Genomic DNA, 25,464 nt, shown 5'->3' on the forward strand with positions numbered 1-25,464 from the left:
GCTGACATTTAGAGAGCTACACCTGTCACCTCATGCATTGTATGATTCGAGATGCAATATTGGAAAATAGGGCCCCTAGTAGGCTGGAATTACCCTTACTTGAGTTACAACTCACGCATTGTTATAGGGGTTTTAAAATAATCTATATCATTCAGCTCTAGAAAGGAGCTCGAAAACACAATAACGCTCTTCGGTTCTGAAAGCACGCCATCCCTTCTGACAAAAGGCGGCGCGTTATACCCCCTCGCTCGATCATCATCTATCCAGAAATTCAAACTCGAATAAATACGATTAAAGGCTTGTCGACCATTGAGGTGCTTTTCTATACGGCAACGATTTGCGAATCTGACAGCGTTACATATATATCTGGCAGTTTGCGCCAATCCATATACTCTCAAGGATTTTCGAACGGAAGATATCGTTTTTTCACCCGCCCCATAAGGAATCGAATACTCGTTACAGTAATACTCCATTACCCTCAATGCCTCATAAAGAGCCAGGTCCATCCACAATCCAAGCACCTCAAAACGAGACTCTTCAAGCTGCACCATCCTAAATGCCCTCGCCTTTAATCGAGAAGCCGCCTCATCTTTGCCACCTAAGACGCTAGGATCGTATTGATACTCAAATATATTTTCTCGAACCCGATACTCATTAATTGATGTGAAAACTATGGCCTGGCTGTAAGAGCTTGCAACGACTTTATAAACCCCACTATCAACTAAAAACCTTCTCCCACTGTCATCTACTGAGAGCCCCCCTTCTTTATTGGCATAAGTGATTGCCATTAACGCCCAAAAAACTTCACGACAGTTCAACGCCTCGACTTCAACTTGAGCACAAGCCTTTGGACGTAGTAGCCCTTCTAATACTAGCGAATGATTCTTGGCTTTAATCTTCCGACAGCCATCACATGAACATGTCTTTTGAGGCCGATGCTGACAAGATACGCAATACGGCTCCTCTACTAAATACCCTTCACTTGTTTTAAGTACTACATCTTGAGAAATAGCGTTAGATCTACGCCAACCATACTGATTAATCACACCATTATCTTTTGGGCCAAGCTCTTCTAGCACGCTACTATTAAGATCAAAGCACAGCGAGTCACAACCAGTCTCTACAGCAGTCTTCCTAGCAAACCGGGAACTAAGGCCATCACCACAATGCTCACAAATCAGGCCATCATGCTTATACAAGGGAAATGATTTATGCAGATTACTTCCCTTAAGATAAGAATATTTTTCGACTATGGACGCTATTGAATCCTGATCAACATAGAACGAATTCAATATTGAGGGTAAATCACAGAGAGGAATGGACATAAGCAAACACGGCTTTCAAGCTTAAGTTTCCATAGAGTAATTAAGATATGAACAATTCATAAATAAGGTATAGTTTTTAATAGAGAAAATTAGATATGACAATAGATGACTTTGTTTATGCCTCGGGCCATTTTTCTCTCCTAAATTCTCGTCACGGGCCAATTAATCATTTTGCTTGGCCAAACTACTATTCTATCCCATTTAAGCTTGATTTGGGGCATCCAATTTAAGGGCAATTAACTGCTGCTCATCAAAGTCCTTATCATCGATGCGTATACTGGCAACACCCGCCTCACTCAAGGCCACCTCGATAACACCAGACAGTTGCACCAATAGGCTATGCGCCTCGCCTACCCTCTGAGGGTGAACATCAACAAATAAGGTCTCAAACTCCGGCAGCGGTGGCAAACGCCATACAACAGCCCCTATCAACAGCGCCAAAAGTAGCAGCAATGCGATAACAGCCGAACTGCCGAAGTATTGCAACAAAGCCCCGCCCATCAACCCGCCCAAGAAGGTGCCAATAAACTGAGCGCTGGAATAGACACCTGAAGCGGCGCCACGCTGCTCCATGCTCAATAAACGTGTAAGCAGCGAGGGCAAGCTCGCTTCAAACACATTAAAACCGATAAAAAATAACAGTAAACCAGCCAATAGCCCTAAAGCCAGAACGCCGGAGTCTGCCACAAGAAACAAAGCTCCAGCCAATAATAGGGCGCCGGCGGCCAAGCGCAGTACCCTCGAGTGCGCTTTGGATCTTTCTGCCCAAATGATCGCTGGCACCATCGCGACAAAGGCCAGCAGCATTATGGGTAGGTACACCTTCCAATGATCTATAACGGCTAGATCTAACTGAGCCAGCAATAAGCCTGGAACGATGACAAATAAAGCCATTAAGGCAAAATGAAGTACGAAGATGGCAGCACTGAGGCGCAGCAAGGCAGGATTCTTTAGCAATTGAAGCAAAGGCACCGCAGGAGAGCTTTTCATACGAGGCGGCTGAGGAATGCCAAAATATAGAACCAGCAAACCAATAAGGGCTAATAAGGCGGTCACCAAGAACAACAGCTGCAGCCCCCCCATAGCCGCCAAAACAGGCCCCAATACCAACGAGACTGCAAAAGCCACTCCAATAGCTGCGCCAATGGAAGCCATAGCCTTACTGCGATTTCGCTCGGCAGTAACGTCGCCCACCAAAGCCATAATCACAGCAGCTATAGCACCCGATCCCTGTAGTGCTCGCCCTGCAATCAAGCCCCAAATGGAGCCACTGAAAGCCGCCAGAATACTACCAGCAGCAAAAAGCACGAGCCCAAAGGCAATCAGTGGTTTTCTACCCCACTTGTCCGAACCTATTCCAAAGGGGATTTGAAACAAGGCCTGAGTGAGCCCATAAACCCCCAAAGCCAAGCCAATTAACATGGGGGTCGCTCCAGAGTACTGCTCGCCTGCTACCGCCAACAAAGGCAGCACCATAAACAAGCCTAACATCCGGAAGGTATACAAAAGCGTTAGAAATATAACGGATCGGCGTTCAAACGCAGACATTTCTGTCGCAGCAGCCATAAATGCGAATTCCAGAGCAAATTGCCAATTTTAACAGCAGCGGCTAATGAAATATATTGTTGACCTTACAGCTATTGGATTAAGCCGAATCTAATAACATTCAGACAGAAGAAATAGTCAACGGGATTGCCAAGTATGAAAGAAATTTTAGGCGCCACAAGCCAACTCATGCGAAATTACATGCCCTGATCAAAAAAACCAATCAACTAAACCAGGTTTCTGGCGAATTCTCAAAAGCAGAACCATACTTATTACTGAATTTTGGGAAAGCATGGGTTCTTTTTATTGCAGCTATCATTAGGGCCACTTATTCTTGACCCATCGGATCTCAGTAATGTGACTTAGATCAGAGTATTAAGCTCTAGGAAGTAGTAAACGAAGCATTAGATAACTTTCTGTTATATCTAGTTACTTCCAATTCTAAAGACCTAACTGAACCCGATATATAACAAGAATAGCCCTAATGCTCCTATTTAGGATTTGAGGGGCAGATCATAATCTATAAAAAGCGAACCGTAACCTCATGTAAACAGTTACTTTTGATCTATCGCACAGGAATGCATTATGCAGCCAAAGGCTAATACCCCCGTTGAAACCAGTCAGCCATCAGTGGCTTTGGTTTCCCATCAAAGCAGCTTGCAAACGTCTCTGCTGGCCCATTTAATCAGTCACGAACTCAATATAGAGTGCCCAATCGTGGAGCTTTCCACTTTTGCCCAACTCAATACGACTTTTGCTCTGGTTGATTGCCAACATCACCGCCGAGAGGATCTCGCCAAGTGGCTGCATGATTGCCAAGATTGTGACGACGCGCCCATAATTGCGCTATTCAACGTGACCCCACATAGCGAACATGAAGATCTACTCGCTTGGCCATGTGTACATGGTCTATTCCATACCACTAGCAGCCAAGAGTTACTGCTGCAGGGCCTCAATCAGCTTTTAAGCGGTGAATACTGGCTGCCACGCCGCCTACTGCATCACTTCTTGCAGAGCCGCAGGCCTCCGGTTTTCAACCCTATTGCGGAAAAGCTAACCAAGCGTGAGCGCCAGATTCTCACTCTGATCCGCGAAGGTGCCACCAACGCCAACATTGCCAATATGTTGTTCGTCAGTGAGCATACGGTTAAAAGCCATCTCTATAATGTGTACAAAAAAATCGGCGTTAAGAACCGCCTGGAAGCCTGTAACTGGGCACGAGTACACATCCCAGAGAACTAATACAACTCCTCCTAGGTGTTTGCTTACGAGGGCGGCATGGAGCCCCCTCAGCAGCAAACCATGCCATTCTCTATACAATTCAAAATACCTGTTTATTTATCCAGCTTTTTCGCATTATACTTACCGGCTATTTTCTCAGCTAAGAACTGGTAAAAGGCATTGGATACCATACATGTTAGGGGCGCACGCACCCACAACCTGAAGAATATCGATTTAGATATTCCTCGCGATAAACTTATTGTTATTACCGGTTTATCCGGTTCAGGCAAATCTTCACTGGCCTTTGACACCCTCTATGCCGAAGGGCAGCGGCGCTATGTAGAGTCACTCTCTACTTACGCCCGCCAGTTCCTATCGATGATGGAAAAGCCCGATGTCGATCATGTCGAAGGGCTCAGCCCCGCCATCTCGATCGAGCAGAAATCGACCTCTCACAACCCACGATCAACTGTGGGCACCATTACCGAGATCTACGATTACCTAAGACTGCTATACGCTCGCGTTGGCGAGCCTCGCTGCCCAATTCACGATGAGCCTCTGGCCGCTCAAACCATCAGCGAGATGGTTGACCAGGTGCTAGACCATAAAGAAGGCACAAAACTGATGCTGCTTGCGCCAGTGGTAAGAGACCGCAAGGGTGAGCACCTACACACATTCGAGCAACTGCGCCGCGAGGGTTATGTACGAGCACGTATCGATGGCTTAGTCGTCGATCTTGATGATACCCCAAAGCTCGACAAGAAAAAGAAGCACACTATTGAAGTGGTTGTCGATCGTTTTAAAGTGCGTGATGATTTACAGCTACGTATTTCGGAGTCTATTGAAACGGCACTAAATCTAAGTGAAGGTTTATTGCTATTAAATTATATGGACGGTGACAAAGAGGATCGTACATTCTCCGCGAAACATGCTTGCCCAGTGTGTGATTACTCCTTAACCGAATTAGAGCCGCGCCTATTTTCTTTTAACAACCCTGCCGGCGCTTGCCCTAGCTGCGACGGTTTGGGAGTTAAACAGTATTTTGATGAAGAAAAAGTCGTTCAGTTTGATGACGCCTCTTTATCAACCGGTGCCATTCGAGGCTGGGACAAACGTAATGTCTACTACTTCCACATGCTTAACTCATTGGCTGAGCATTATGGATTTGATGTTGACACTCCCTGGAAAAAGCTCCGCAAGAAAGACCGCCAAGTTATTCTTAACGGCTCTGGCCGAACGGAAATTGACTTTAGCTACGTAAACGATCGCGGCGACCTTCACCAGCGCCGCCATGCTTTCGAGGGCGTATTACCCAATATGGAACGCCGCTATCGCGATACCGAATCGAATTCGGTGCGCGAAGAGCTAGCAAAATACTTATCCACCCAGCATTGCCCCGAATGTGACGGCACCCGTTTACGCCGTGATGCTCGCCATGTATTTGTGGATAACAAAACCCTACCAGAACTCACAACCCTTCCTGTCGGTGAAGCCTTTGACTATTTCAATCAGTTAAAATTTAAAGGGTCTAAAGCTGAGATCGCAGAGAAGATATTAAAAGAGCTGCAGGATCGCTTCCGCTTTCTGGTTGATGTAGGGTTAAACTATTTAAGCCTTAACCGTAGTGCGGAAACCTTATCGGGTGGCGAGGCACAACGCATTCGCCTAGCCAGCCAAATTGGTGCCGGCCTCGTTGGTGTTATGTATATTCTTGACGAGCCCTCTATTGGCTTGCACCAACGGGACAATGATCGCCTCTTGGCCACCCTTACTCACCTGCGCGATATCGGTAACACCGTTATTGTTGTAGAGCATGATGAGGATGCTATTCGCCAAGCCGATCATGTTATCGATATTGGCCCTGGCGCCGGCGTGCACGGTGGTGAAGTAATTGCCCAAGGCGACATGAAAAAAATCATGCGCAGCAAGGCCTCTTTAACCGGGCAGTATTTATCCGGTAAAAAATCGATTGCCATACCTACTGAGCGCACGCCCACTCAAGACGATAAATGGCTTAAGCTGTTTGGCGCCAATAGCAATAACCTACAAGATGTTGACTTAGAAATTCCCTTTGGCTTGATGACCTGTGTAACCGGTGTTTCAGGTTCAGGAAAATCCACTCTGATCAACGCCACACTTTATCCACTAGCCGCAACAGAGCTTAATGGAGCAACAACATTAAAAGCAGCTTCTCATGATCGCGTTGAAGGCTTGGACCTTTTCGATAAGTGCGTCGACATAGACCAAAGCCCCATCGGCCGTACACCACGCTCTAACCCTGCGACTTACACAGGTATCTTCACCCCCATTCGTGAATTGTTTGCCGGCACCCAAGAAGCTCGATCGCGCGGTTACAAACCCGGCCGATTTAGCTTTAATGTAAAAGGCGGTCGCTGTGAAGCTTGTCAGGGCGATGGCGTTGTAAAGGTGGAAATGCACTTCCTGCCGGATGTTTATGTGCCTTGCGATAGCTGTAAAGGCAAACGCTACAACCGTGAAACCTTAGAGGTTAAATACAAAGGGAAAAACATCCACGAAGTATTGGAAATGACCGTTGAAGATGCACGTGAGTTTTTCGACGCGATTCCCGCGGTAGCAAAGAAACTACAAACTTTAATGGATGTTGGCCTTACCTATATTTGCTTAGGGCAAGCCGCCACCACCCTATCTGGTGGTGAAGCCCAGCGGGTAAAATTATCGCGAGAGCTTTCAAAACGCGACACCGGCAGAACGCTGTATATTCTAGATGAACCAACCACAGGTTTGCACTTTCACGATATCCAGCAACTACTAACCGTATTGCACCGCCTACGTGATCACGGAAATACTGTCGTTGTGATTGAGCACAACCTAGATGTTATCAAAACAGCGGATTGGCTTATCGATTTAGGGCCTGAAGGTGGTAGCGGTGGCGGACAAATTATAGCAACCGGCACACCTGAAGAGGTTAGCAAGGTGAAGGCTTCTCACACTGGCCGCTACTTAAAGCCAATGTTGAAAGCAAAAAAATAATTTCGGAAGAACTTCTGGATATCAGCTACAAGCAGGGTCAGAACCGATAGGTTCTGACCCATTATTAAAATCTAGCCAGCCTTCAAAGGCTTACTCATTTCCGCCCAATCAATCTCACCATCATCCACTAGGTTTTCATACTCCAATACACCGAGAGCTTCAAACTTCGGGCGAATCTTATCGGTCAGCAAGCCGATTCGGCGAAGATTTGGAACAACTCGTGAAAATAAATGATTACGGAATTTGGCTGTCCCCGAAGATTCTAAGAAGATCTGTCGGGCCTCTTCTACATCCCAGCCATAAAACTCAAACACATCGGTAGGCACTAGGCGCTCGCGGCTAACCACGCAAGCTTGATAGGCAAACTCCGCACGCTCTTCACGTTCTTCTTCACTCAAAGACTTCACAAACTCTTCAAGGTAGTGAATACCAAAGGCCACATGGCGAGCTTCGTCACGGATTACGTAACCCAGAATATCTTTGATCAAACTGTCTTCGGTGGCCAGCTCATGCATGGTGTTAAAGGCCGACAAAGCCAAGCCCTCAATCACAACCTGCATACCGATAAATTTCAAATCCCAGCGGTGGTCAGTAAGAATTTTATCCAAGATGCTTTTCAGTGAGCTGTTTACCGGATACATCAGGCCGAATTTCTTCTGGATGTACTTATTAAACACTTCTACATGACGGGCTTCATCGAAGGTCTGGGAGCCAGCATAGAGCTTGGCGGCATAGGTTGGCGCACAAGATACCAGCTGCGATGCAACCAATAGCGCGCCCTGCTCACCGTGTAAAAACTGCGAGAGGGTCCAGGCGTCACTGTGGTCATAAAACTCTAGCTTCTGTCGCTCACTTAGCGCCTCAAAAGGTCCCCAGCCAGCAAAGCCATTTTGCATGGCACGCAACTCGTCATCCATGCCCACCATGGGTTTTGTCCAGTCAATGTCGGTTTCAGCATTCCAGTTAAGCTTTTTGCCCAACTCATACAACTGACGAATACGATTTTCCTGGATTTTGTAATCCCAGTTATAGGCCCCAGTTAATGGCGTCTGAAATATCTCAGCAATATCATCCACTGATTCAGGTGTGAGATCGATATCGTCGCAAGCACCAGGCAGATCCTTGGCCGCTTCGAAAAATCGCACTTCATTCGGGGTATCTTCTGTAAATTCCACCGCCATCACGGGCTCCTTTTGATTTTTATTCTGTTCTTTTTATAGTCTCGTACTGAAACACTTGCTTCTCAAGGTGATCTTATGCCATATTTTTGGTCATAAGAGGCCAACCGAAAATCAATAAGGACCTAGGCCATATGGCAAACCCACGATTTCCAGCCAGTTATGTTGCGATATTGAGCGAGATGCTCAAGGACTACGGGCAGCCGGCCGACTCGGTATTGGCCACTGTAGGCTTAAGTAGCGAATACCTTGACCAACCCGACGCCAGCATTAGTGATCAACAACTGCGCCAATTACTGCAACTAGCCTCAAGACTGAGTGACGACCCAGCACTGGGTTTAAACTTCGGTCGACGGCTAACCCTGACGTCGCATGGCGTTTTAGGCTACGCCCTGATGAGCTGCAACGATCTAATCTCGGCACTTGATCTGCTGATGAAGTACTACCGCTTGCTAATGAGCTCCGCCATGCTGACCTTAGAAGAAGTCGACGATCACATCGTGATTGAGCACAAAAACCTGGGGCCAGATCTAATGAACCCCAATTTTGATGAAGAGATTTTTTCAGCAGGTATTGTTACCGCAGTAAAACAGTTACTGCACCGCGACAGCTTGCCCATGGAGTTGTATTTTGCTTATCCAGAGCCGGCGCATGGTGACGAATACCGCAAGATATTTAACTGCTCAATTAACTTTGATCAGAACCGCAATGCCATCAAGCTACCTAATAGCTTGCTGCAGGAAAAACCCGAATTCGCCAACCCATCTATGCTTAAAATTTATCAACAGCAGTGCGATAAATTGCTAGCAAGGTTGGATGATAATGCCGATTTAAGCAGCAGCGTCAGGCGCATGCTAGTCGCTGAAAACAGTGGATTTCCTAAACTAGAGGCCATGGCCGAAAAGTTTCATATGAGCCCACGAACCTTCCGACGACGCTTACAAGAAGAAGGCAGCTCATTCCAAAAAATATCCGATGAAGTTAAGCGCCAGCTCGCCGAAGACTATTTGAGAAATTCAAACTTCTCGATTGATACCATTGCCAGCTTGGTAGGCTTCAACGATATCTCCAATTTTCGTCGCGCCTTTATTCGTTGGACGGGAGAATCACCGGCTAATTTCCAAAAAAAGCATCGACCATAAATAAATAGATAAATAGACAACTAAATAATCACAATAAATTAAAAGGCATTATTTTGACTATAGAAAAGCAACAACTGCGCTCAGGCCCCTACAAAAACATTTATGCCCAAGCCATTAAAGTCGACAACATCTTGTATCTTTCAGGGCAAGTAGGTGTCGACCAGCAAGGCAAAGCCGGCGCTGACATTGTAGAACAAACTCGATTAGCCTATGAAAATATTGCCGCCGTGCTCTCCGAATTTGGAGCCAGTATGGACAATATTGTTGACGAAACCATGTATGTTACCGACATGAACAACACCATGACTCAAGCAAAAGCCGTTTTTGCCGAGCGAGCTAAAGCCTATGGTGGCGAGCCTGCGGTTTGCCAAACACTAATTGGAGTGACAGAGCTAGTACTGCCCGATCTGCAACTGGAAATAAAATGCGTAGCTCATCTGTAAAAACACCATTTAGAAGCGCAAGCTATGATTTCTCACACTACCCTTGGGGCTAACAACCTATCCAAAGCCGATGCATTTTATAGCAGTTGGCTACCTGAGCTGAACGCCCGGAAGATCTATCAATCTGAACAAGTTATTTTTTGGGAGTTTAGCGGCGGTGGTGCTAAATTAGCAATCAGCAAACCTTATAACGGCGAACCAGCAAATTATGGTAATGGCACCATGCTGGCATTACAGGCGGATAGTGTAGGGACGGTAAACAAGGTATACCAACTTGCCATAAACGCGGGCGCCAGTTGTGAAGGTCAACCGGGCGAGCGCGATCCTGGAGCCTTCTTTGGGGCTTATTTTAGAGATTTAGACGGCAATAAGCTGGCGGTATTCTTTAGGGTCTAGATACAAGCCTAGAATGCCTGCACTTGCTTACCCAAACTATTCCTTTCAAGGCTGATCATCAGACTCTTTCAGGTAATCCATTCGAAAAACCCAGCCTGGCAACCCTAGTTTAGAGGGTGTTTTTTGAAGTTTTATTTTTTCTTGCCGATCACCACCAATCGTATCGCCATTCATAAGTTCAGCGCAGCCATCTAGAGCATACGATGTATAGCCTTCTAAACGCCTGCGCAGCTCTAGTGGATTTTCTGGTGCCGCTACCGCCTCAAATTCTGTTTTACCATAATCCTCCAAGCCTTCGGTAAAGCCGCAAACTTGGTCATCTTCATCGACATAAGTATCAACAGCCACCCAAAAGTGGCTGGGCAAGCTTTTTGATACTACCTTAAACTCATCTGCCATAGTTTGAGCCGATATCGCTTGCCTACTATTCCATATGGCACCAGAGGCATTTATTTTCATGGAGAAAACTGTCTGCAGTAAAAAAGACAGAAAGATAGATTGATCTAAAGTCCTACCGGCTTCCTCGCAGTAGCACAAAATCGCCAACCTACTATTAGCTAAGTCTTCACTGGCCTGAGGCCAGTAGTAATTAGAGCTAGCTAACTGGCTAGCCGGTTCTGCATTTTGAAATGCTGGATTTTTCACAATCTCTAATTTGATGCGAGGCGAAAGACTTGCCCCATGGATGACAATCTGCTTTTTAAGCTCTCCCTCACTTGCCACTCGGTAGTTATGAAACATCTCATCCTGCAAGGACATCTGCCGGGCAATGTTATCGATATTCAGGCCTTTAGTCCCATCTAGAAAAACCAAACAATGGACCGCCGCTTCTGGGACATCGCCCAAAGCATCGCGATAACTTCGCGTCTGTGCAAGCAACTGCTCATCAAGCTCTGCAGTATTTGCACCAAAGGAAGATTCAGCCCGTTGTATGCCCCTCAGCATAAAAAAGAAAAAGGCTAAAAAGATGATTAGAGTAATCAAATAAGGCATAAATTTATATCCTTAATACGTAGCCGCTGAAGAGCTCAAAACCACTTATTTTTTAAAACGATATACATTGATAACATTTCCAACCAACATACATAAAGCACCAAGCAAGAGCGCCAAAGTAACCGGTTCTTGGTAAAAATACACGCCCGCTAACGCAATCAAGGGCAATCTTAGAAAATCCAAAGTAACGATCAAGGTGACATCGGCCAGCTTTAGTGCTTGATTCAAACAGTAATGAGCACTAAGAGCAGCAATACTGATTAGAAATATAATCAGCCCCTGTTCTAAACTAATCGGCTGCCATTGTGGCCAAGCAAGCAGCAAGCCCAATGGCATTTGCATTAGGCACATATAAAACAAGATGAGCAGTGGCGAATCGGTTTTGGTTAAGGCCTTTGTGCTCACAAAGGATACCGCAAAGCCAATTGCCGCCGCCAACACTACTAGAGCTGCTGGATTATAAATCTCTGAGCCCGGTCTCACGATAATAAACACGCCAAGCAAACCCGCCAACAAGGCCAGAATACGTTGCAGCGTTAACTTTTCACCTAAAAACAATGCGGCCAACAAAGCCGTCCAAAGTGGCGCAGTAAATTCTAAAGCAAATACCTCAGCCAACGGTAACAAGGCTATACCAACAAACCAACCATACTGGGCCGCAAAGTGAAAAATACTGCGAACACCATGCAAGGCAATCCGCTCGGTCTTTAAGGCAGCAAGCTGCCTTTTAAATGCCAACAGAGCAAACAGCAAAATGGCGCCGATTAAACTTCTAAAGAACAGGGTCTGAAAGACCGGCACCTCACCGCTTAATTCACGCGCACCAAGCGCCAAAAGACAAAATGATGCCAGTGACGCCAGCATCCATAGTAAAGCCTGCACTAAGAGCCCCTTAGAGTTAATCTGGGTGAATTATACGTTAGATAGCCCTGTACCGCCCGCTTGAGAATTGAGCCATAGAGGGACTTTTTCGTTATGTATATACCTTGCTAAGACTGTTAGCTTCAGTCATACCTGGCCCTCTATAAACAAAGCAAATGAGAGCGATTATGAAAGGCTTAAAAGTACTCCCTTTAGTCATATCCAGTGTGGCATTAGGCTTAATGCCAGCGGTACATGCCAAACAAGACAACACTCTGAGTAACAATCAGGTTTTCGCTAAGTGGACCGGCCCATACGAAGGTGTACCAGCCTTTGACAAAGTGAAGCTAGAAGAGCTTAAACCTGCGTTAGAACAAGGCATGGCCAACAATTTGGCGGAGATCAATGCTATCGCCAACAATCCAGAGCCGCCTACCTTTGCCAATACTCTTGAGGCTTACGAGGCAGCCGGTAAGGACTTAGATCGAGTCTACGCCTATTGGGGCATCTGGAGTGCGAATATGTCTAGCCCTGAGTTTCGCGAAATCCGCTCTGAAATGAGCCCCAAGCTGTCGGCTTTTTACAGCAAGATCACCCAGAACAAAAAGCTCTTTGCCCGCATCAAAGCGGTTTATGAAGGCAAAGAAATGAAGACTTTGCGTCCGGATCAGCAGCGCCTATTGGAAAAGACTTACTTAGGTTTTAAGCGCTCAGGTGCAGAGTTAAACGGCAAAGAAGCTAAACGCTACGCCGAGATCAACCAACGCTTATCACAACTACAAAACCAGTTTTCCAATAATGTATTGGCCGATGAAGAAGGCTATGTGACCTTTTTCAGCAAAACACAAAGCGCAGGCCTGCCAGAATCTTATCTTGGCGCTGCTGCAGCCGCAGCCAAGTCTAAAGGCAAGGAAGGACAGTACGCAGTCAGTAATACTCGCTCTTCTATGTCGCCATTTTTAACTTATGCCGACGATCGCGAGCTACGCAAGCAAGTGTGGACCAATTACTACAGCCGTGGCGACAATGGCGGCGAGCACGATAACAATGCCATCATTGCCGAAATTCTTCAGCTACGTCATGAGCGAGTGGGCCTTCTAGGCTATAAAAACTACGCCAGCTGGCAACTTGAATCCCGCATGGCCGCAAAGCCTGAAAACGCCATGAAGCTAATGGAATCCGTTTGGCCTGCCGCTATTGCCCGTGTCGACCAAGAAATTGCCGACATGCTAGAAATTGCCAAAGCCGATGGTGTTGAAAAGATAGAACCCTGGGATTATCGCTATTACGCCGAAAAAGTACGTAAAGCTAAATACGATTTAAATTCTGATGAAGTTAAACAATACCTCCAGCTTGGGAAGTTGCGCGAAGCAATGTTCTATGTTGCCGAAAGACTGTTTAACTATAAGTTCACCCCAGTTGCAGAAGGCAGCGTGCCGGTATTTCATCCGGATGTAAAAGTTTGGGAAGTGACCGACAAAACTACTGGCAATCATATTGGTCTGTGGTATCTAGATCCTTTCGCTCGCAAAGGCAAACGCTCTGGTGCTTGGGCCACTAGCTATCGCAGCCACACGACTTTTGAAGGTAAGACCAATGTACTGTCCTCAAATAACTCAAACTTCGTAAAAGGTGAACCAGGCAAAGCTGTACTGATCTCTTGGGATGATGCCGAAACTTACTTCCATGAGTTTGGCCATGCGCTACACTTTTTGTCTTCCAATGTTGCCTACCCCTCTCAAAATCGAGGCGTGCGAGACTACACTGAATTCCAATCACAATTATTGGAACACTGGCTGAGCACAGACGAAGTTATCGATAACTATCTGCGCCACCACAAAACCGGCAAACCAATGCCTGCAGAGTTAATCGCCAAGATCAAAAAAGCGGCCTCTTTCAACGAAGGCTTTGCGACTACTGAATACTTGGCATCGGCACTTATTGATATGAAGCTGCACAGTACCGATCCAAGCAATATTGATCCGGATAAGTTCGAGCGTGAAACCTTGGCAGCGATGAACATGCCTAGCGCCATCGTAATGCGTCACCGCACCCCACACTTTAGCCACATCTTTAGCAGCGAAGGATACGCCGCTAGCTACTATGGCTATTTGTGGGCCGAGGTACTTACCGCCGATGCCGCCGAAGCGTTTGCTAATGCACCCGGTGGTTTTTATGATAAAGGCATGGCCAAGAAGTTAGTAGACCATCTATTCAGCGTACGTGATGCTGTGCCACCGGCCGAAGCCTATGTGAAGTTCCGCGGACGTGAAGCCAATTTTGAAGCGCTAATGCGTTTGAGAGGTTTTCCGATACCTAAGAAATAAATCTAGCTAGCGGCGATTGAGCTAGGGCCATCTGGTCCTAGCTCAAACTCCGAACCGAGATAAAGCATATCAGAAAACAAACGATCTAAATTCTCTCTACGCAGTTACCTTTTACGATAATAAGCTGTAGACAGCCGGGACAGCTTCCAATCTTCTACCAAGGCAAGAAAGCTAATCACCATCATAGTTAGCGGAAAAATGGCTACCCCTCCCATTAAAGAGGCACAGCCGTTCGAGTTGCAGCCGTATTGAGAAGTAGCCGGATTAAGCATTGCCACAATCAGAATTGAAAAAACGACAGTAAAGAATACAAAGCCCAAAATCTTATCCTTGGCCAACTTTATAAAAGTTAAGATTCTTCTCAAAAGCAATCCTCAATAAATCACTTCCACTATTATTCTCAACTATCGCGGCAACTTAGGCCTCATCCTCACCCTCAAGCAAGTGCCCCAGCTTACCCTTCTTAGTCTCAAGGTACTTCGCATTATGGGGATTACGACCGGTTTCGTGAGGGATACGCTCTACCACATTTACCCCTAGCTCATTAAGCGCTTTCACTTTACGAGGGTTATTGGTCATCAGTTTTAGAGCGTGAATATTTAGATGATCGAGCATTTCGCGCAAAATAGAGTAATCGCGCATATCGGCACCAAAGCCTAAGGCTTCATTGGCCTCGACAGTATCGGCGCCTTTGTCTTGCAAATTATAGGCTTTGATTTTATTCAGCAAACCAATGCCACGGCCTTCTTGGCGCAAATAGAAAATCACACCACGGCCTTCTTGGGCTACTCGATGCATTGCGGCTTGTAGCTGTGCACCACAGTCGCAGCGCAAACTAAAAAGCCCATCGCCAGTCAGACATTCAGAGTGTATTCGAGCCAATACTGGCTCATCACCTTCAATATCACCCATGCTCAAGACAACATGCTCTTTATCATTAGCCGTGTCTTCAAAACCATGCATGGAGAAAATGCCCCAAGGGGTTGGTAATTTGCAAGACTCAATATAGCGGATAGTCACAACAATTCCTCATTAAAGCGGGCAGCAATAGCCCTGGCAATTAGCGCAAATAAAATGCCGCCAACTGCAGAATCAGCAGAGCGTAGAGGCCTGCTAAAACATCATCAATCATAATGCCAAAGCCGCCGCTGACTTTCTTATCCAGCCAGCCAATAGGCCAAGGTTTGGCAATATCGAAAATTCGAAATAATATAAAACCAGCCAGCAACCACTGCCAACCAAGAGGCACGGCCAGCATAGCTAACCACATGCCAATAAATTCGTCCCAAACAATACCACCGTGATCATGCACCCCCATAACCTTGGAAGCGTGCTCACAAAGATAAACACCAATCGCAAAACCAATCACTAAAACAGCAAGGTAAATATAGATTGGGCTTGCTTGTAATAAGAACACAAAAGGCAAGGCCGCAATAGTGCCAAAAGTGCCCGGAGCCTTGGGTGACAAGCCAGAGCCAAAGCCGAAAGCGAGTAATAAACGGGGATCACGAACTAGATCTTTAAAACTCAGATTTACAGTGTTCATTAGAAATGTTGATAGCCTATTGATTCAAGCTCTGCTGGTGCGCCACGAAACAGTGCCTTTACGCCTTGATGTTGATTAGTGGTATGGCCGACCAAACTAACTTGCAAGCCTAAAGCTGCCGCAGCATCTTCAAATTGCTGCTGTACGGTTTGCGGCACCAGCATGCATAACTCATAGTCATCGCCACCGCTGGCGGCCAGTTGCACGGCGCTTTTTTCATCGAAGCTTTTTATCAATGCCGAAGACAAAGGCAGTCTATCCAGATCGACCAAAGCGCCAATATTACTGCGCTCACAAATATGCCCAAGGTCAGCCAGCAGACCATCGGAAATATCGACCGCGGCAGATAACATTGGAGCAAACGTTTGAGCCTCTTGAACCCTAGGTACTGGGTGATAGTAGCGATTCAAAAAATGCTGCAAGGACTGCTCATCGGTATTGAGCTCACCGCTAAAGCTTTTCACAGCCGCAGCGGCATCACCTAAAGTGCCACTCACATAAATGAGCTCCGCTGCAGAAGCTCTATCGCGACGTAAAGCCAATTTAGGCTCCACTTCACCATGAACTTGAACCGTGATACTCAAAGGCCCTTTAGTGGTATCACCACCAACCAAATGAACATCATATTCACGGGCAACACGCAAAAGACCTTGTGAAAACCCAGCGAGCCAACCCTTGTCCATATCAGGCAGGGTTAATGCCAGAGTAAACCAGCGAGGCTTTGCCCCACAAGCTGCTAAATCACTTAAATTTACTCGCAGAGCGCGCTCACCGATTAAGGCGGGATCAGCTTGTGCAGGGAAATGCACATCAGCCACCAAGGTGTCCATGGACACCGCTAATAGGCGATCAGCTGATGGGTAAAGCAAAGCACAGTCATCACCTATTCCGAGCTCGATACCATCCGCTACCGGAGGCGTTAAACCACCGTTTTGGAAATAGCGTTTGATTAAATCGAACTCGTTCATAAGTATTTTCGTTATTTGCGCTTACCGCTCGCCTTCACTTCAACGGCACGATCTTGTTCGGCCATTTTATCCAGCACCGCATTAATAAATTTGTGGCTATCAGTGGCGCCAAATTTTTTCGCCAGCGACACAGCCTCGTTGATAACTACTTTATAAGGCACATCGATACGATGTTTTAGCTCAAAGCAGGCCATCAACAATAATGCATTGGTGATTGGATCCAACTCTTCTAGGCTGCGATCTTGCAAATGAGGTTCAAAGCTTTCTCTTAAACCACTATATTGCTGAGGGACGCTGTGCAATATTTCACGGAAGTACTCAACATCAACATGGGTCATGTCATTGTCAGCGTGAAATTCAGCTTCGATCACATTTAAGCTTGCACCGGCCATTTGCCATTGATACAAAGCTTGCATTGCATAGTGCCTCGCCTTGCGACGAGTTGCGGGAGTTACAGACATCGTATTACCTATCTAAAAGAGCGCGTGACCAGCTGGCAGTCACGCTTATTCATATTACAAATTGTTCAGTAGAGAAACCATCTCTAGAGCTGTGGTCGCAGCTTCTTCACCTTTGTTGCCGGCCTTGGTACCAGAGCGCTCAATTGCCTGCTCAATGGAATCAACGGTCAATACACCAAAGGTAACCACAGTATCGCTGTTAAGACCAACTTGCGCCAAACCTTTAGTACACTCGCCAGCGACATAATCAAAGTGTGGAGTACCACCACGAATTACCGCACCCAGTGCGATAATGGCATCAAACTCACCTTTAGCGGCCAGGCGCTGAGCAACAAGAGGAAACTCAAAGGCACCCGGTGCATACACGATGGTGATTTGATCTTCGCTAATGCCATGGCGACGTAAAGTATCCAAAGCGCCGTCTTTTAATGCTTCTACAACAAAGCTGTTCCAGCGACTTACGATCAGTGCATATTTACCCTGACAGTTAGTGAACTGACCTTCGATGGTTTTAATACTCATAATGAAATTCCTTCGTCTCTAATTTGTAGAGCTGACTAAAACTTATTTACAACTTAAATATTCTTCAACTTCCAACTGGAAACCAGATAGTGCGCTAAATTTAAACGGCGCACTCATCAAACGCATTTTACGCACACCCAAATCTTGCAAGATTTGGGAGCCGGTACCTACGCTTTTATAAACCATATCTTGGCTAGGGCGCTGCTGCTTGCCAGAGATCATCCAATCGATGCTCTCTTCAATGTCATCGGTAGTTTCGTTGTGACACAATAAGATCACCACGCCACTGCCTTCTTCAGAAACCTTCTGCAAAGCACGCTGAAAGCTCCACGGCTTATAGGTTTTGTCGCTTTCACGCAAAATACCCAAAACATCACGTGCGGTATCACTATTGTGAACACGCACCAATACGGACTCTTCGTTTTGGATATCGCCTTTGACCAATGCAAAGTGCTTTTCCTGGCGAGGCTTATCAAGATAAGTGCGCAAGCTAAACTCACCAAACTCAGTGCTTACATTGCGCTCATTAACACACTCTACGGTTTTTTCGTTAAGCGTGCGGTACTGGATCATATCGGCAATGGTGCCAATTTTAAGATCATGCAATTGCGCAAACTTTTCTAAATCCGAACGGCGCGCCATGGTGCCGTCTTCGTTCATAATTTCAACGATGGCAGCGGCCGGCTCAAAACCTGCAAGGCGCGCTAGATCACAACCGGCTTCGGTGTGACCTGCACGACTTAATACGCCACCAGCCTCAGCTTTCAATGGGAAAATATGACCTGGCTGCACAATATCTTTAGGCTGCGCATCGCGAGCCACTGCAGCACGTACGGTACGCGCACGATCAGCGGCGGAAATGCCGGTGCTTACACCTTCAGCGGCTTCGATAGATACCGTGAAGTTAGTCGAGTGAGCCGCGCGGTTATCGCTTACCATTAACGGCAAATCCAGTTGACGGCAGCGCTCTTCGGTAAGGGTTAAGCAAATCAAGCCGCGAGCATGGGTGGCCATAAAGTTAACATCTTCGGCGCGCAGCTGTTCGGCCGCAATAATTAGATCGCCTTCATTTTCGCGATCCTCATCATCCATCAGGATAACCATTTTACCCTGACGAATATCGTCAATCAGTTCTTCTACGGTGTTGAGTTGCATAATTCACTCTCTATCTTTAGGAGGCCGTACCCTTGTGCTAGGACAGTGTGCTACGACAGTTATTTGCGGCCGGCAAAGCCGTGCTCTTGCAAAAACGCCATCGACAGATCAGAACTGCCTTCGGCGTGCGCGGCCTGCTCTCCTTGCAGTAAACGCTCTAAATAGCGGGCAATGACATCAACTTCCAAATTGATTTTGCTACCGCTGCGGTATTGCCCCATCACCGTTTTATCAAGGGTGTGAGGCACGATGTTCAATTCAAATTCAGCACCTTGTACAGCATTAACGGTCAGGCTGGTGCCATCGACAGTAATCGAGCCTTTGTGGGCAATGTACTTGGCCAGGTTATCAGGTGCACGCAAGCGAAAACGCTCAGAGCGGGCATCGCTGTGGCGACTGATCACCTCACCTACACCATCAACATGGCCACTAACTATATGGCCACCTAGACGGGTTTGCGGGGTTAGCGCCTTTTCCAAGTTAACGGCTTGGCCTACCTGCCAGCTAGCAACGGTGGTGTTATCGATGGTTTCCACCGAAACATCAGCCCAATAGCCATCACCCGGCAAATCAATAACGGTTAGGCAAACGCCATTAGTGGCAATTGAATCACCTAATGCCACATCACCAAGATCAAGACCGTTACTTTTCACTCGCAGGCGAATATCACCACCGCGAGGCTCTGCGGCGACAATTTCGCCAACTGCTTCAATAATGCCGGTAAACATATCAATCCACTATTCAATTGCCTATGGCCGATGCGCTCCCATTGCCGGCTTAAGACGCCAACAAGCGAAGCGATCGTTCGATATCGAGGACTTATGACTCTATATCGGGGCGAGCTAGGATTTTCCAATCCTGCCCGATCGGCTCAATACTTTCGATCATCAATGGCAGATGAGCGGCCATGGTATCCAGCGGCAGCTCAAATATTGGCCGCGCTTTACTACCCAGCAGCTTTGGTGCCATATAGATAATCAACTCATCCAGCAGGCCGCGCCTTAAAAAGCTGCCCGCTAGAGAGGCGCCGGTTTCTACCAACACCTCATTACATTCTCTTCTGCCCAACTCTGTCATCAGCCAATGCAGATCAATTCGCCCTTCGCGGGCCTTAGCCTGCAAAACTTCTAGCTCAGCGCAAGCTGATCGAAGCTCTTGGGCCTTTTCGCAAGCTGGATCTTGCAGAGTACAAATTAAGACCTTGCCCGGTTTACTCAATAATTGGGCTTTTGGATCCATCCTTAGTGCCGAATCCAAAATCACTCTTAGCGGCTGTTTCTCTGTGGCCAACTGACAGAGCGTTTCGTCTAAGCCTAGGTCGTTCGCACGAACATTCATGGCGGGATTGTCTTGTAATATCGAATCGATACCACTGATAACCGCGCAACTGCTGGCTCGCAGGCGCTGAACATCACTGCGGGCTGCGGCCGAGGTAATCCACTTGCTCTCGCCATTAGCCATTGCTGTACGAGCATCTAAGCTCATCGCAAGCTTTAGCCGAAGCAGTGGCCGACCGTGCATCATGCGGGCGATAAAGCCTGGGTTTAATGCTCTACAGTCTTCTTCCATGACTGGCCCATCAACAACAATGCCCTGACCTTTTAAATACTCTAGGCCTCGCGCACTCACTTGCGGATTCGGATCTTCCATACCGTAGACCACACGCGCAACACCTGCTGCGGCTAGGGCCTCACAACAGGGCCCTGTTTTGCCGTGGTGACTGCAGGGTTCTAGAGTGACATAAGCCGTTGCGCCGACTAGCTCAGCGCCGACGCTATTGGCCGCAGCTATAGCTTCCACCTCGGCGTGCCCTAAGCCAGGCTTTTGATGCCAGCCTTCCGATAATAACTGTCCATCTTTAACCATTACACAACCCACTCTAGGGTTAGGCATAGTGCTGTATTGGCCACGCTTAGCTAATTCGATAGCCCGTGCCATCCAGTACTTATCGTCTTGCTGGACGCTAGATTTATCAAACTCTTGCATAGCTTTTGCGTAACTCTTCAATAAGTTCTAAGTAGCTTTTAAGTGGCTCCGCCCTACTCTTTATGCTCCGGGCTGCCTTCTAGACGCTCGATCTCTTTACGGAACTCATTGAGATCCTGGAATCGACGATATACCGACGCAAAGCGGATATAGGCAACTTCGTCTAATTTTTGCAGCTCCTCCATGACCTTCTCACCAACTCGCATGGCGGGCACTTCGCGCTCACCGGTCGCTTGCAGATAGTGCTTAATCTGGGTCACCGAAGATTCAATCTGCTCCATGCTGACCGGGCGCTTTTCCAAGGCTCTTAACAAGCCAGAGCGCATCTTCTCTTCATTAAAGGGTTCGCGGCTGCCATCTTGCTTAATAATCCTAGGCAATAGCAGTTCGGCCACTTCATAGGTGGTAAAACGCTCACGACAAGTCTGGCATTCTCGGCGGCGGCGCACCTGGTCGCCTTCGGCTACCAAGCGCGAATCGATAACTTTCGTATCTTCTTCGCTGCAAAATGGGCAGTGCATGTGCAATCCTTATTTGGCATAGGCTATATCGGCGGGCCGGATAATAGCACAATTAAGGCTCACGCATCTTACCGAGCTGTATCCAAGGTAAGGGAATACTCAGCGCGATACATAAAAGGGCCCACCACAGGCCAAATTGACTCAAATAGTAGGCCAAAGCAAAGACCAAGAGCGTCACGAGCGCCCCTTGCCACAAGTATCGGCGGTAGCCCGCTGGCAAAGCACCGTTGCGAATCAATTCCAATAACAGAGGCATGCCCAAGTGTAGAGGCAAATAAGTGATAAAGCCTATCAACCAGATAAGCTGGCTACTATTCATATTGCTCCCTCAATAGTCGGCAGCGGCACAAGCTTGCTAAGCCGCGTATCAAAACAGAAAAACAACAGCATCGCAGAGACAAAAACGCCCAGACGACGAAGCCGACTGGGCGCTATTAGCATCGCTTTAAAGCTTAGCCGTATACTGGGAAATCCTTACAGATTGCCAATACCTTGCCTTTCACTTCTTCAATAACCTGCTCGCAATTGCCGTTTTCTAGCGATTCCAATACATCACAGATCCAATGTGTTAGCTGAACGGTTTCTTCTTCAGCAAAGCCACGAGTGGTGATCGCCGGAGTACCTACACGTAGACCAGAGGTGATAAATGGAGAACGAGGATCATTCGGAACCGAGTTCTTATTAACGGTGATATTGGCGTTACCTAGAGCCTCATCAGCGTCTTTACCGGTGTATTCCTTACCAATAAGATCAACCAACATCAGGTGGTTCTCAGTGCCACCAGAAACAATCTTAATACCACGCTCGATAAAGGTCTTGGCCATGGCCTGAGCATTTTTAACCACTTGCTGCTGATAAGTTTTGTACTCATCGCTCATGGCTTCTTTAAAGCTCACCGCTTTTGCGGCAATAACATGCATCAATGGGCCGCCCTGGCCGCCAGGGAATACAGCTGAATTTAGCTTCTTCTCGATCTCTTCATTGGCACGAGCCAGGATAATGCCACCACGTGGACCACGTAGGGTTTTGTGGGTGGTAGACGTCGTTACATCAGCGATCTGAACAGGATTAGGGTAGACACCTGCAGCAACCAAACCGGCCACGTGAGCCATATCTACAAATAAGTAAGCGCCCACTTTATCGGCGATATCGCGAAAACGCTGCCAATCCATAATTTGCGAGTAAGCCGAGAAGCCAGCCACAATCATCTTAGGCTTATGCTCTAGCGCTAAACGCTCAACTTCTTCGTAATCAACTTCGCCAGTTTCAGCGTTCAGCCCATACTGGATAGCGTTGTAAGTCTTACCGGAAAAGTTAACCTTAGCACCGTGGGTTAAGTGACCACCGTGAGCCAAGCTCATACCCAATACTGTGTCACCTGGAGCACACAAAGCTTGATAAACAGCAGCGTTCGCCTGTGAGCCAGAGTGTGGCTGCACATTGGCGTAATCGGCACCAAATAGCTCTTTTGCACGCTCGATAGCTAGGGCTTCTGCAGTATCAACATATTCACAGCCACCGTAGTAGCGCTTGCCTGGATAGCCTTCGGCATACTTATTGGTCAACTTGGTGCCTTGGGCCGCCATAACCATAGGGCTGGTGTAGTTTTCAGAAGCGATTAGCTCGATATGCTCTTCCTGACGGGTTTCTTCTGACTGGATAGAAGCCCACAATTCTGGATCATAAGCGGCAATGGTTTGGTCTTTATCAAACATGGCAAGCCTTTTTGTGCTGTGTATGGTGAGGGTTAAAGAGAATAAGGCGCGGATTGTACACCAAACCGCCGCCGGAGAAAGCCCTTGCCGAGCTTTCCATAGAGCAGAAATCGCCAATTGTCTTTTCAACAGCCGGGCAAGACCAAACTGCCAACTATTTAGGCCCCAAAACAGCTAAGACACCGCTACTGCAAGGCCTCGTATCGTCTATCTGTTAAGGTTTTCATAAAGGCGACAATATCTTCCACCTCATCATCAGAAAGGCCAAGATCACCTAACTCCTCGCGATTGGCGGTGCTTTGTACTTCAGCTGCGCGCCAAGGTTTGTGGGTTTCAGGGTTTATCGCACCCGCGACGTCACGGCTATTATAAAAATGCACTACTGTGGCTAAATCTCGAAAAACACCATTGTGCATATAGGGGCCAGTCACGGCTACGTTGCGCAGGCTTACTACCCGAAAAGCCCCCTTCAAACCCTCATCACTTACCACAGGATTCGCGAGCAAGCCTTCATCTTGATAGTCCGAAGCCAATCCGTTTAGCCTGCGAACTACTTCGTTGGCAGGCACCCCAAGATTATCGTAGGTAAAATCGGTAAATAAACGCTCGGATTTGCTAGCTCCGGGCTCTGGCACCGTATGGCAAGCCGCGCAATTGCCCTTATCTTCGGCCTTAAATAACTCGAAGCCTCGCTGCTCTTGCTCGCTAAAACTCTCTTTGGCGGCCATAACGCGATCAAACTTTGAATCAAAACTCGCAAATTCTGAGCTGCGCTCAAAGGCCACTAGCGCATCACTAATCGCGCTATAGGCCAGGCCCGCTGAGGCGAATACGCCTGCCCCGTAGATCTTCTCGAAATCAGCGGCGTAGAAAATTTCCACCTTAGCAGCCAGCTCAGCAACCGTGGTTTGCATCTCTACTGGATTTACAAAAGGCCCCTTGGCTTGCTCATGTAGGGACGCTGCCCGCCCATTTAGAAAGAAACCGCCTTTATACAGCGATTCCTCTGGGTCAGAGGTGTCGAAGAAAAAGTCTGGCGCAAAGGCCAAATAGGCAATGCTAGGGGTATTGATATCACCTAAAGATTGGCCATCCTGCCCTAGCGAAACTGCGCCCGGCTCGCCGCGGCGGTGACTTGAAACATTAGGACGAGCATCCATAAAAGCGCGACTTGCATCATGGCAGCTCGCACAAGCCTGCTGACCATCTTTGGATAAACGCACATCATTAAACAACGCCCTACCGAGAGCGACTTTCTTTTGTAACTGCGATGCTTGAGTACTGGGCTCGGAACAAGCCATCAAATACATAGCGCCAACAATGCTAAGGGCAATGGTGAAGGTTCTGGCCCACATGGTAAACACTCAACAGATCACTAAAAACGGACGCATAGCTTACCCCAAGACAGACTGATTCTCATTAGCCAAAAGCGACTAATTACGATTTAGATGATCTAGGGCAGCCCTGAGCGGCTTACAAACAGCCCTGAGCGGCTTACAAACAGCCCTGAGCGGCTTACAAACAGGCCTGAGCCATATATAGACAACCCAATAAAGCGCAGGCAGACTGCCAAGTCTTCGCTCTAAGAACTGGGATAATCAAGATGATAATAAAACGCTGCCTCTTGCTTGCAAGCCTATTTATTGGAATTGGCTATAACAACCAGGCTGCTGCCATTGGCGATCACAGTATTTATTTTGTACGCCATGCTGAAAAGCAAAAAGGTAAAGACCCAGAATTAACCGCAGCTGGCCAATGTCGCGCCCAGTACTACGCCCAGTTTTTTTCCAAAACAAAGCTGGATAGGCTCTTTGCCAGTAAGTACCGACGCAATCAACAAACCGCCGCCCCAGTAAGCGCACAGCAAAAATTAACAGCGCTCAGCTTTGATCCCAAAAACCAGCAGGATTTTGCTAAGCAGCTAGCCGCTCTAAGCGGCACAAGTTTAGTAGTGGCTCATAATCATTTGAGCGAGATAATTCGCGCATTGGGCGGACAGTACGAAGGCAATATCGATCACAGCGAGTATCGCTATATTTTTATGCTGGATTTGAGAGACGGCAAACTTGTGCAGCAAAGACAGTTGGTAGGGCCGTATTTTTCCAATAGCTGTAAAGCTCTGCCTTAATAGCAGAGCGATTAGAGAA

The 25,464-nt window shown here is 47.3% G+C and carries 24 protein-coding genes; 7 read left to right on the plus strand and 17 right to left on the minus strand.

Annotated elements, in window-relative coordinates; genetic code table 11:
* Nucleotides 1-104: 104 nt before the first annotated feature.
* Together Q1A41_RS08355 and Q1A41_RS08360 are read right to left on the minus strand one after the other, a co-directional pair.
* Nucleotides 105-1,325, minus strand: coding sequence for a hypothetical protein (locus Q1A41_RS08355; RefSeq protein WP_299977105.1), 1,221 nt, complete (start codon nt 1,323-1,325; stop codon nt 105-107).
* Nucleotides 1,326-1,526: 201 nt separating this feature from the next.
* Nucleotides 1,527-2,891, minus strand: coding sequence for an MFS transporter (locus Q1A41_RS08360; protein WP_299977108.1), 1,365 nt, complete (start codon nt 2,889-2,891; stop codon nt 1,527-1,529).
* 564 nt (nt 2,892-3,455) lie between these two features.
* On the opposite strand from Q1A41_RS08360, the gene Q1A41_RS08365 reads away from it, so the two are divergent.
* Nucleotides 3,456-4,112, plus strand: coding sequence for a LuxR C-terminal-related transcriptional regulator (locus tag Q1A41_RS08365; protein ID WP_299771335.1), 657 nt, complete (start codon nt 3,456-3,458; stop codon nt 4,110-4,112).
* Between the two features lie 159 nt (nt 4,113-4,271).
* A complete protein-coding gene (gene uvrA, locus Q1A41_RS08370) occupies nt 4,272-7,103 on the plus strand; it encodes an excinuclease ABC subunit UvrA (protein WP_299977111.1) in 2,832 nt (943 codons plus the stop codon).
* A 71-nt stretch (nt 7,104-7,174) separates the two neighbouring features.
* Here uvrA and Q1A41_RS08375 read toward each other — a convergent pair whose 3' ends face one another.
* On the minus strand, nt 7,175-8,284 hold the full coding sequence (locus Q1A41_RS08375) for a ferritin-like domain-containing protein (RefSeq protein ID WP_299771331.1): 1,110 nt from the start codon (nt 8,282-8,284) through the stop codon (nt 7,175-7,177).
* Nucleotides 8,285-8,415: 131 nt separating this feature from the next.
* Here Q1A41_RS08375 and Q1A41_RS08380 point away from each other — a divergent pair, with 131 nt between their 5' ends.
* From Q1A41_RS08380 to Q1A41_RS08390, 3 genes are read left to right on the plus strand one after another with little or no spacing between them, the layout of a single operon-like run.
* Nucleotides 8,416-9,423, plus strand: coding sequence for an AraC family transcriptional regulator (locus Q1A41_RS08380; protein ID WP_299977114.1), 1,008 nt, complete (start codon nt 8,416-8,418; stop codon nt 9,421-9,423).
* A 53-nt stretch (nt 9,424-9,476) separates the two neighbouring features.
* Nucleotides 9,477-9,866 carry a Rid family hydrolase gene (locus tag Q1A41_RS08385; protein WP_299977117.1) on the plus strand — a complete coding sequence of 130 codons (390 nt, stop codon included), beginning with the start codon at nt 9,477-9,479 and terminating at the stop codon, nt 9,864-9,866.
* 24 nt (nt 9,867-9,890) lie between these two features.
* Complete coding sequence (locus tag Q1A41_RS08390) at nt 9,891-10,262, plus strand: VOC family protein (RefSeq protein ID WP_299977120.1); 372 nt, start codon at nt 9,891-9,893, stop codon at nt 10,260-10,262.
* A gap of 45 nt (nt 10,263-10,307) precedes the next feature.
* Here Q1A41_RS08390 and Q1A41_RS08395 read toward each other — a convergent pair whose 3' ends face one another.
* Nucleotides 10,308-11,255 carry a DUF4261 domain-containing protein gene (locus tag Q1A41_RS08395; RefSeq protein ID WP_299977122.1) on the minus strand — a complete coding sequence of 316 codons (948 nt, stop codon included), beginning with the start codon at nt 11,253-11,255 and terminating at the stop codon, nt 10,308-10,310.
* A 45-nt stretch (nt 11,256-11,300) separates the two neighbouring features.
* Nucleotides 11,301-12,137 (minus strand): DMT family transporter, encoded by an 837-nt coding sequence (locus Q1A41_RS08400; RefSeq protein WP_299977125.1) that lies wholly within the window; start codon nt 12,135-12,137, stop codon nt 11,301-11,303.
* Nucleotides 12,138-12,304: 167 nt separating this feature from the next.
* Between Q1A41_RS08400 and Q1A41_RS08405 the strand changes: the two genes are divergently transcribed.
* On the plus strand, nt 12,305-14,443 hold the full coding sequence (locus Q1A41_RS08405) for a M3 family metallopeptidase (RefSeq protein WP_299977128.1): 2,139 nt from the start codon (nt 12,305-12,307) through the stop codon (nt 14,441-14,443).
* A 417-nt stretch (nt 14,444-14,860) separates the two neighbouring features.
* Here Q1A41_RS08405 and ribA read toward each other — a convergent pair whose 3' ends face one another.
* The 12 genes from ribA to Q1A41_RS08465 all read right to left on the minus strand — a co-directional run bounded on the left by ribA (nt 14,861) and on the right by Q1A41_RS08465 (nt 24,672).
* Nucleotides 14,861-15,463, minus strand: coding sequence for a GTP cyclohydrolase II (gene ribA, locus Q1A41_RS08410; RefSeq protein WP_299977130.1), 603 nt, complete (start codon nt 15,461-15,463; stop codon nt 14,861-14,863).
* A gap of 40 nt (nt 15,464-15,503) precedes the next feature.
* The gene (locus tag Q1A41_RS08415) at nt 15,504-15,989 is read right to left on the minus strand and encodes a phosphatidylglycerophosphatase A (protein WP_299977133.1); all 486 of its coding nucleotides are present in this window, start codon (nt 15,987-15,989) and stop codon (nt 15,504-15,506) included.
* Nucleotides 15,989-16,957 carry a thiamine-phosphate kinase gene (thiL, locus tag Q1A41_RS08420; RefSeq protein WP_299977136.1) on the minus strand — a complete coding sequence of 323 codons (969 nt, stop codon included), beginning with the start codon at nt 16,955-16,957 and terminating at the stop codon, nt 15,989-15,991. Before thiL ends, Q1A41_RS08415 begins: the two co-directional genes overlap by 1 nt.
* A gap of 11 nt (nt 16,958-16,968) precedes the next feature.
* Nucleotides 16,969-17,418: a transcription antitermination factor NusB gene (gene nusB, locus Q1A41_RS08425; protein WP_299977139.1), complete on the minus strand. Its 450-nt coding sequence runs from the start codon at nt 17,416-17,418 to the stop codon at nt 16,969-16,971.
* Between the two features lie 54 nt (nt 17,419-17,472).
* Nucleotides 17,473-17,940 carry a 6,7-dimethyl-8-ribityllumazine synthase gene (gene ribE / locus Q1A41_RS08430; protein WP_299771308.1) on the minus strand — a complete coding sequence of 156 codons (468 nt, stop codon included), beginning with the start codon at nt 17,938-17,940 and terminating at the stop codon, nt 17,473-17,475.
* Nucleotides 17,941-17,982: 42 nt separating this feature from the next.
* Nucleotides 17,983-19,095 carry a bifunctional 3,4-dihydroxy-2-butanone-4-phosphate synthase/GTP cyclohydrolase II gene (ribBA, locus tag Q1A41_RS08435; RefSeq protein WP_299977141.1) on the minus strand — a complete coding sequence of 371 codons (1,113 nt, stop codon included), beginning with the start codon at nt 19,093-19,095 and terminating at the stop codon, nt 17,983-17,985.
* 59 nt (nt 19,096-19,154) lie between these two features.
* The gene (locus Q1A41_RS08440) at nt 19,155-19,823 is read right to left on the minus strand and encodes a riboflavin synthase (protein WP_299771304.1); all 669 of its coding nucleotides are present in this window, start codon (nt 19,821-19,823) and stop codon (nt 19,155-19,157) included.
* Between the two features lie 91 nt (nt 19,824-19,914).
* Nucleotides 19,915-21,081, minus strand: a complete 1,167-nt coding sequence (gene ribD / locus Q1A41_RS08445) for a bifunctional diaminohydroxyphosphoribosylaminopyrimidine deaminase/5-amino-6-(5-phosphoribosylamino)uracil reductase RibD (RefSeq protein ID WP_299977144.1) — start codon at nt 21,079-21,081, stop codon at nt 19,915-19,917.
* A 53-nt stretch (nt 21,082-21,134) separates the two neighbouring features.
* Nucleotides 21,135-21,602: a transcriptional regulator NrdR gene (gene nrdR / locus Q1A41_RS08450; protein WP_299977148.1), complete on the minus strand. Its 468-nt coding sequence runs from the start codon at nt 21,600-21,602 to the stop codon at nt 21,135-21,137.
* 52 nt (nt 21,603-21,654) lie between these two features.
* Entirely contained in the window at nt 21,655-21,921 is a 267-nt protein-coding gene (locus tag Q1A41_RS08455; protein ID WP_299977151.1) for a hypothetical protein, read from the minus strand.
* A 133-nt stretch (nt 21,922-22,054) separates the two neighbouring features.
* On the minus strand, nt 22,055-23,317 hold the full coding sequence (gene glyA, locus Q1A41_RS08460; protein WP_299977154.1) for a serine hydroxymethyltransferase: 1,263 nt from the start codon (nt 23,315-23,317) through the stop codon (nt 22,055-22,057).
* A gap of 185 nt (nt 23,318-23,502) precedes the next feature.
* Nucleotides 23,503-24,672, minus strand: a complete 1,170-nt coding sequence (locus Q1A41_RS08465; protein WP_299977157.1) for a cytochrome c peroxidase — start codon at nt 24,670-24,672, stop codon at nt 23,503-23,505.
* Nucleotides 24,673-24,920: 248 nt separating this feature from the next.
* Between Q1A41_RS08465 and Q1A41_RS08470 the strand changes: the two genes are divergently transcribed.
* Nucleotides 24,921-25,445 (plus strand): phosphoglycerate mutase family protein, encoded by a 525-nt coding sequence (locus Q1A41_RS08470; protein WP_299977160.1) that lies wholly within the window; start codon nt 24,921-24,923, stop codon nt 25,443-25,445.
* The last annotated feature ends 19 nt before the right edge of the window (nt 25,446-25,464 follow it).

The organism is uncultured Pseudoteredinibacter sp. (assembly GCF_947502065.1).
In the GTDB taxonomy this organism is placed as follows: Bacteria; Pseudomonadota; Gammaproteobacteria; order Pseudomonadales; family Cellvibrionaceae; genus Pseudoteredinibacter.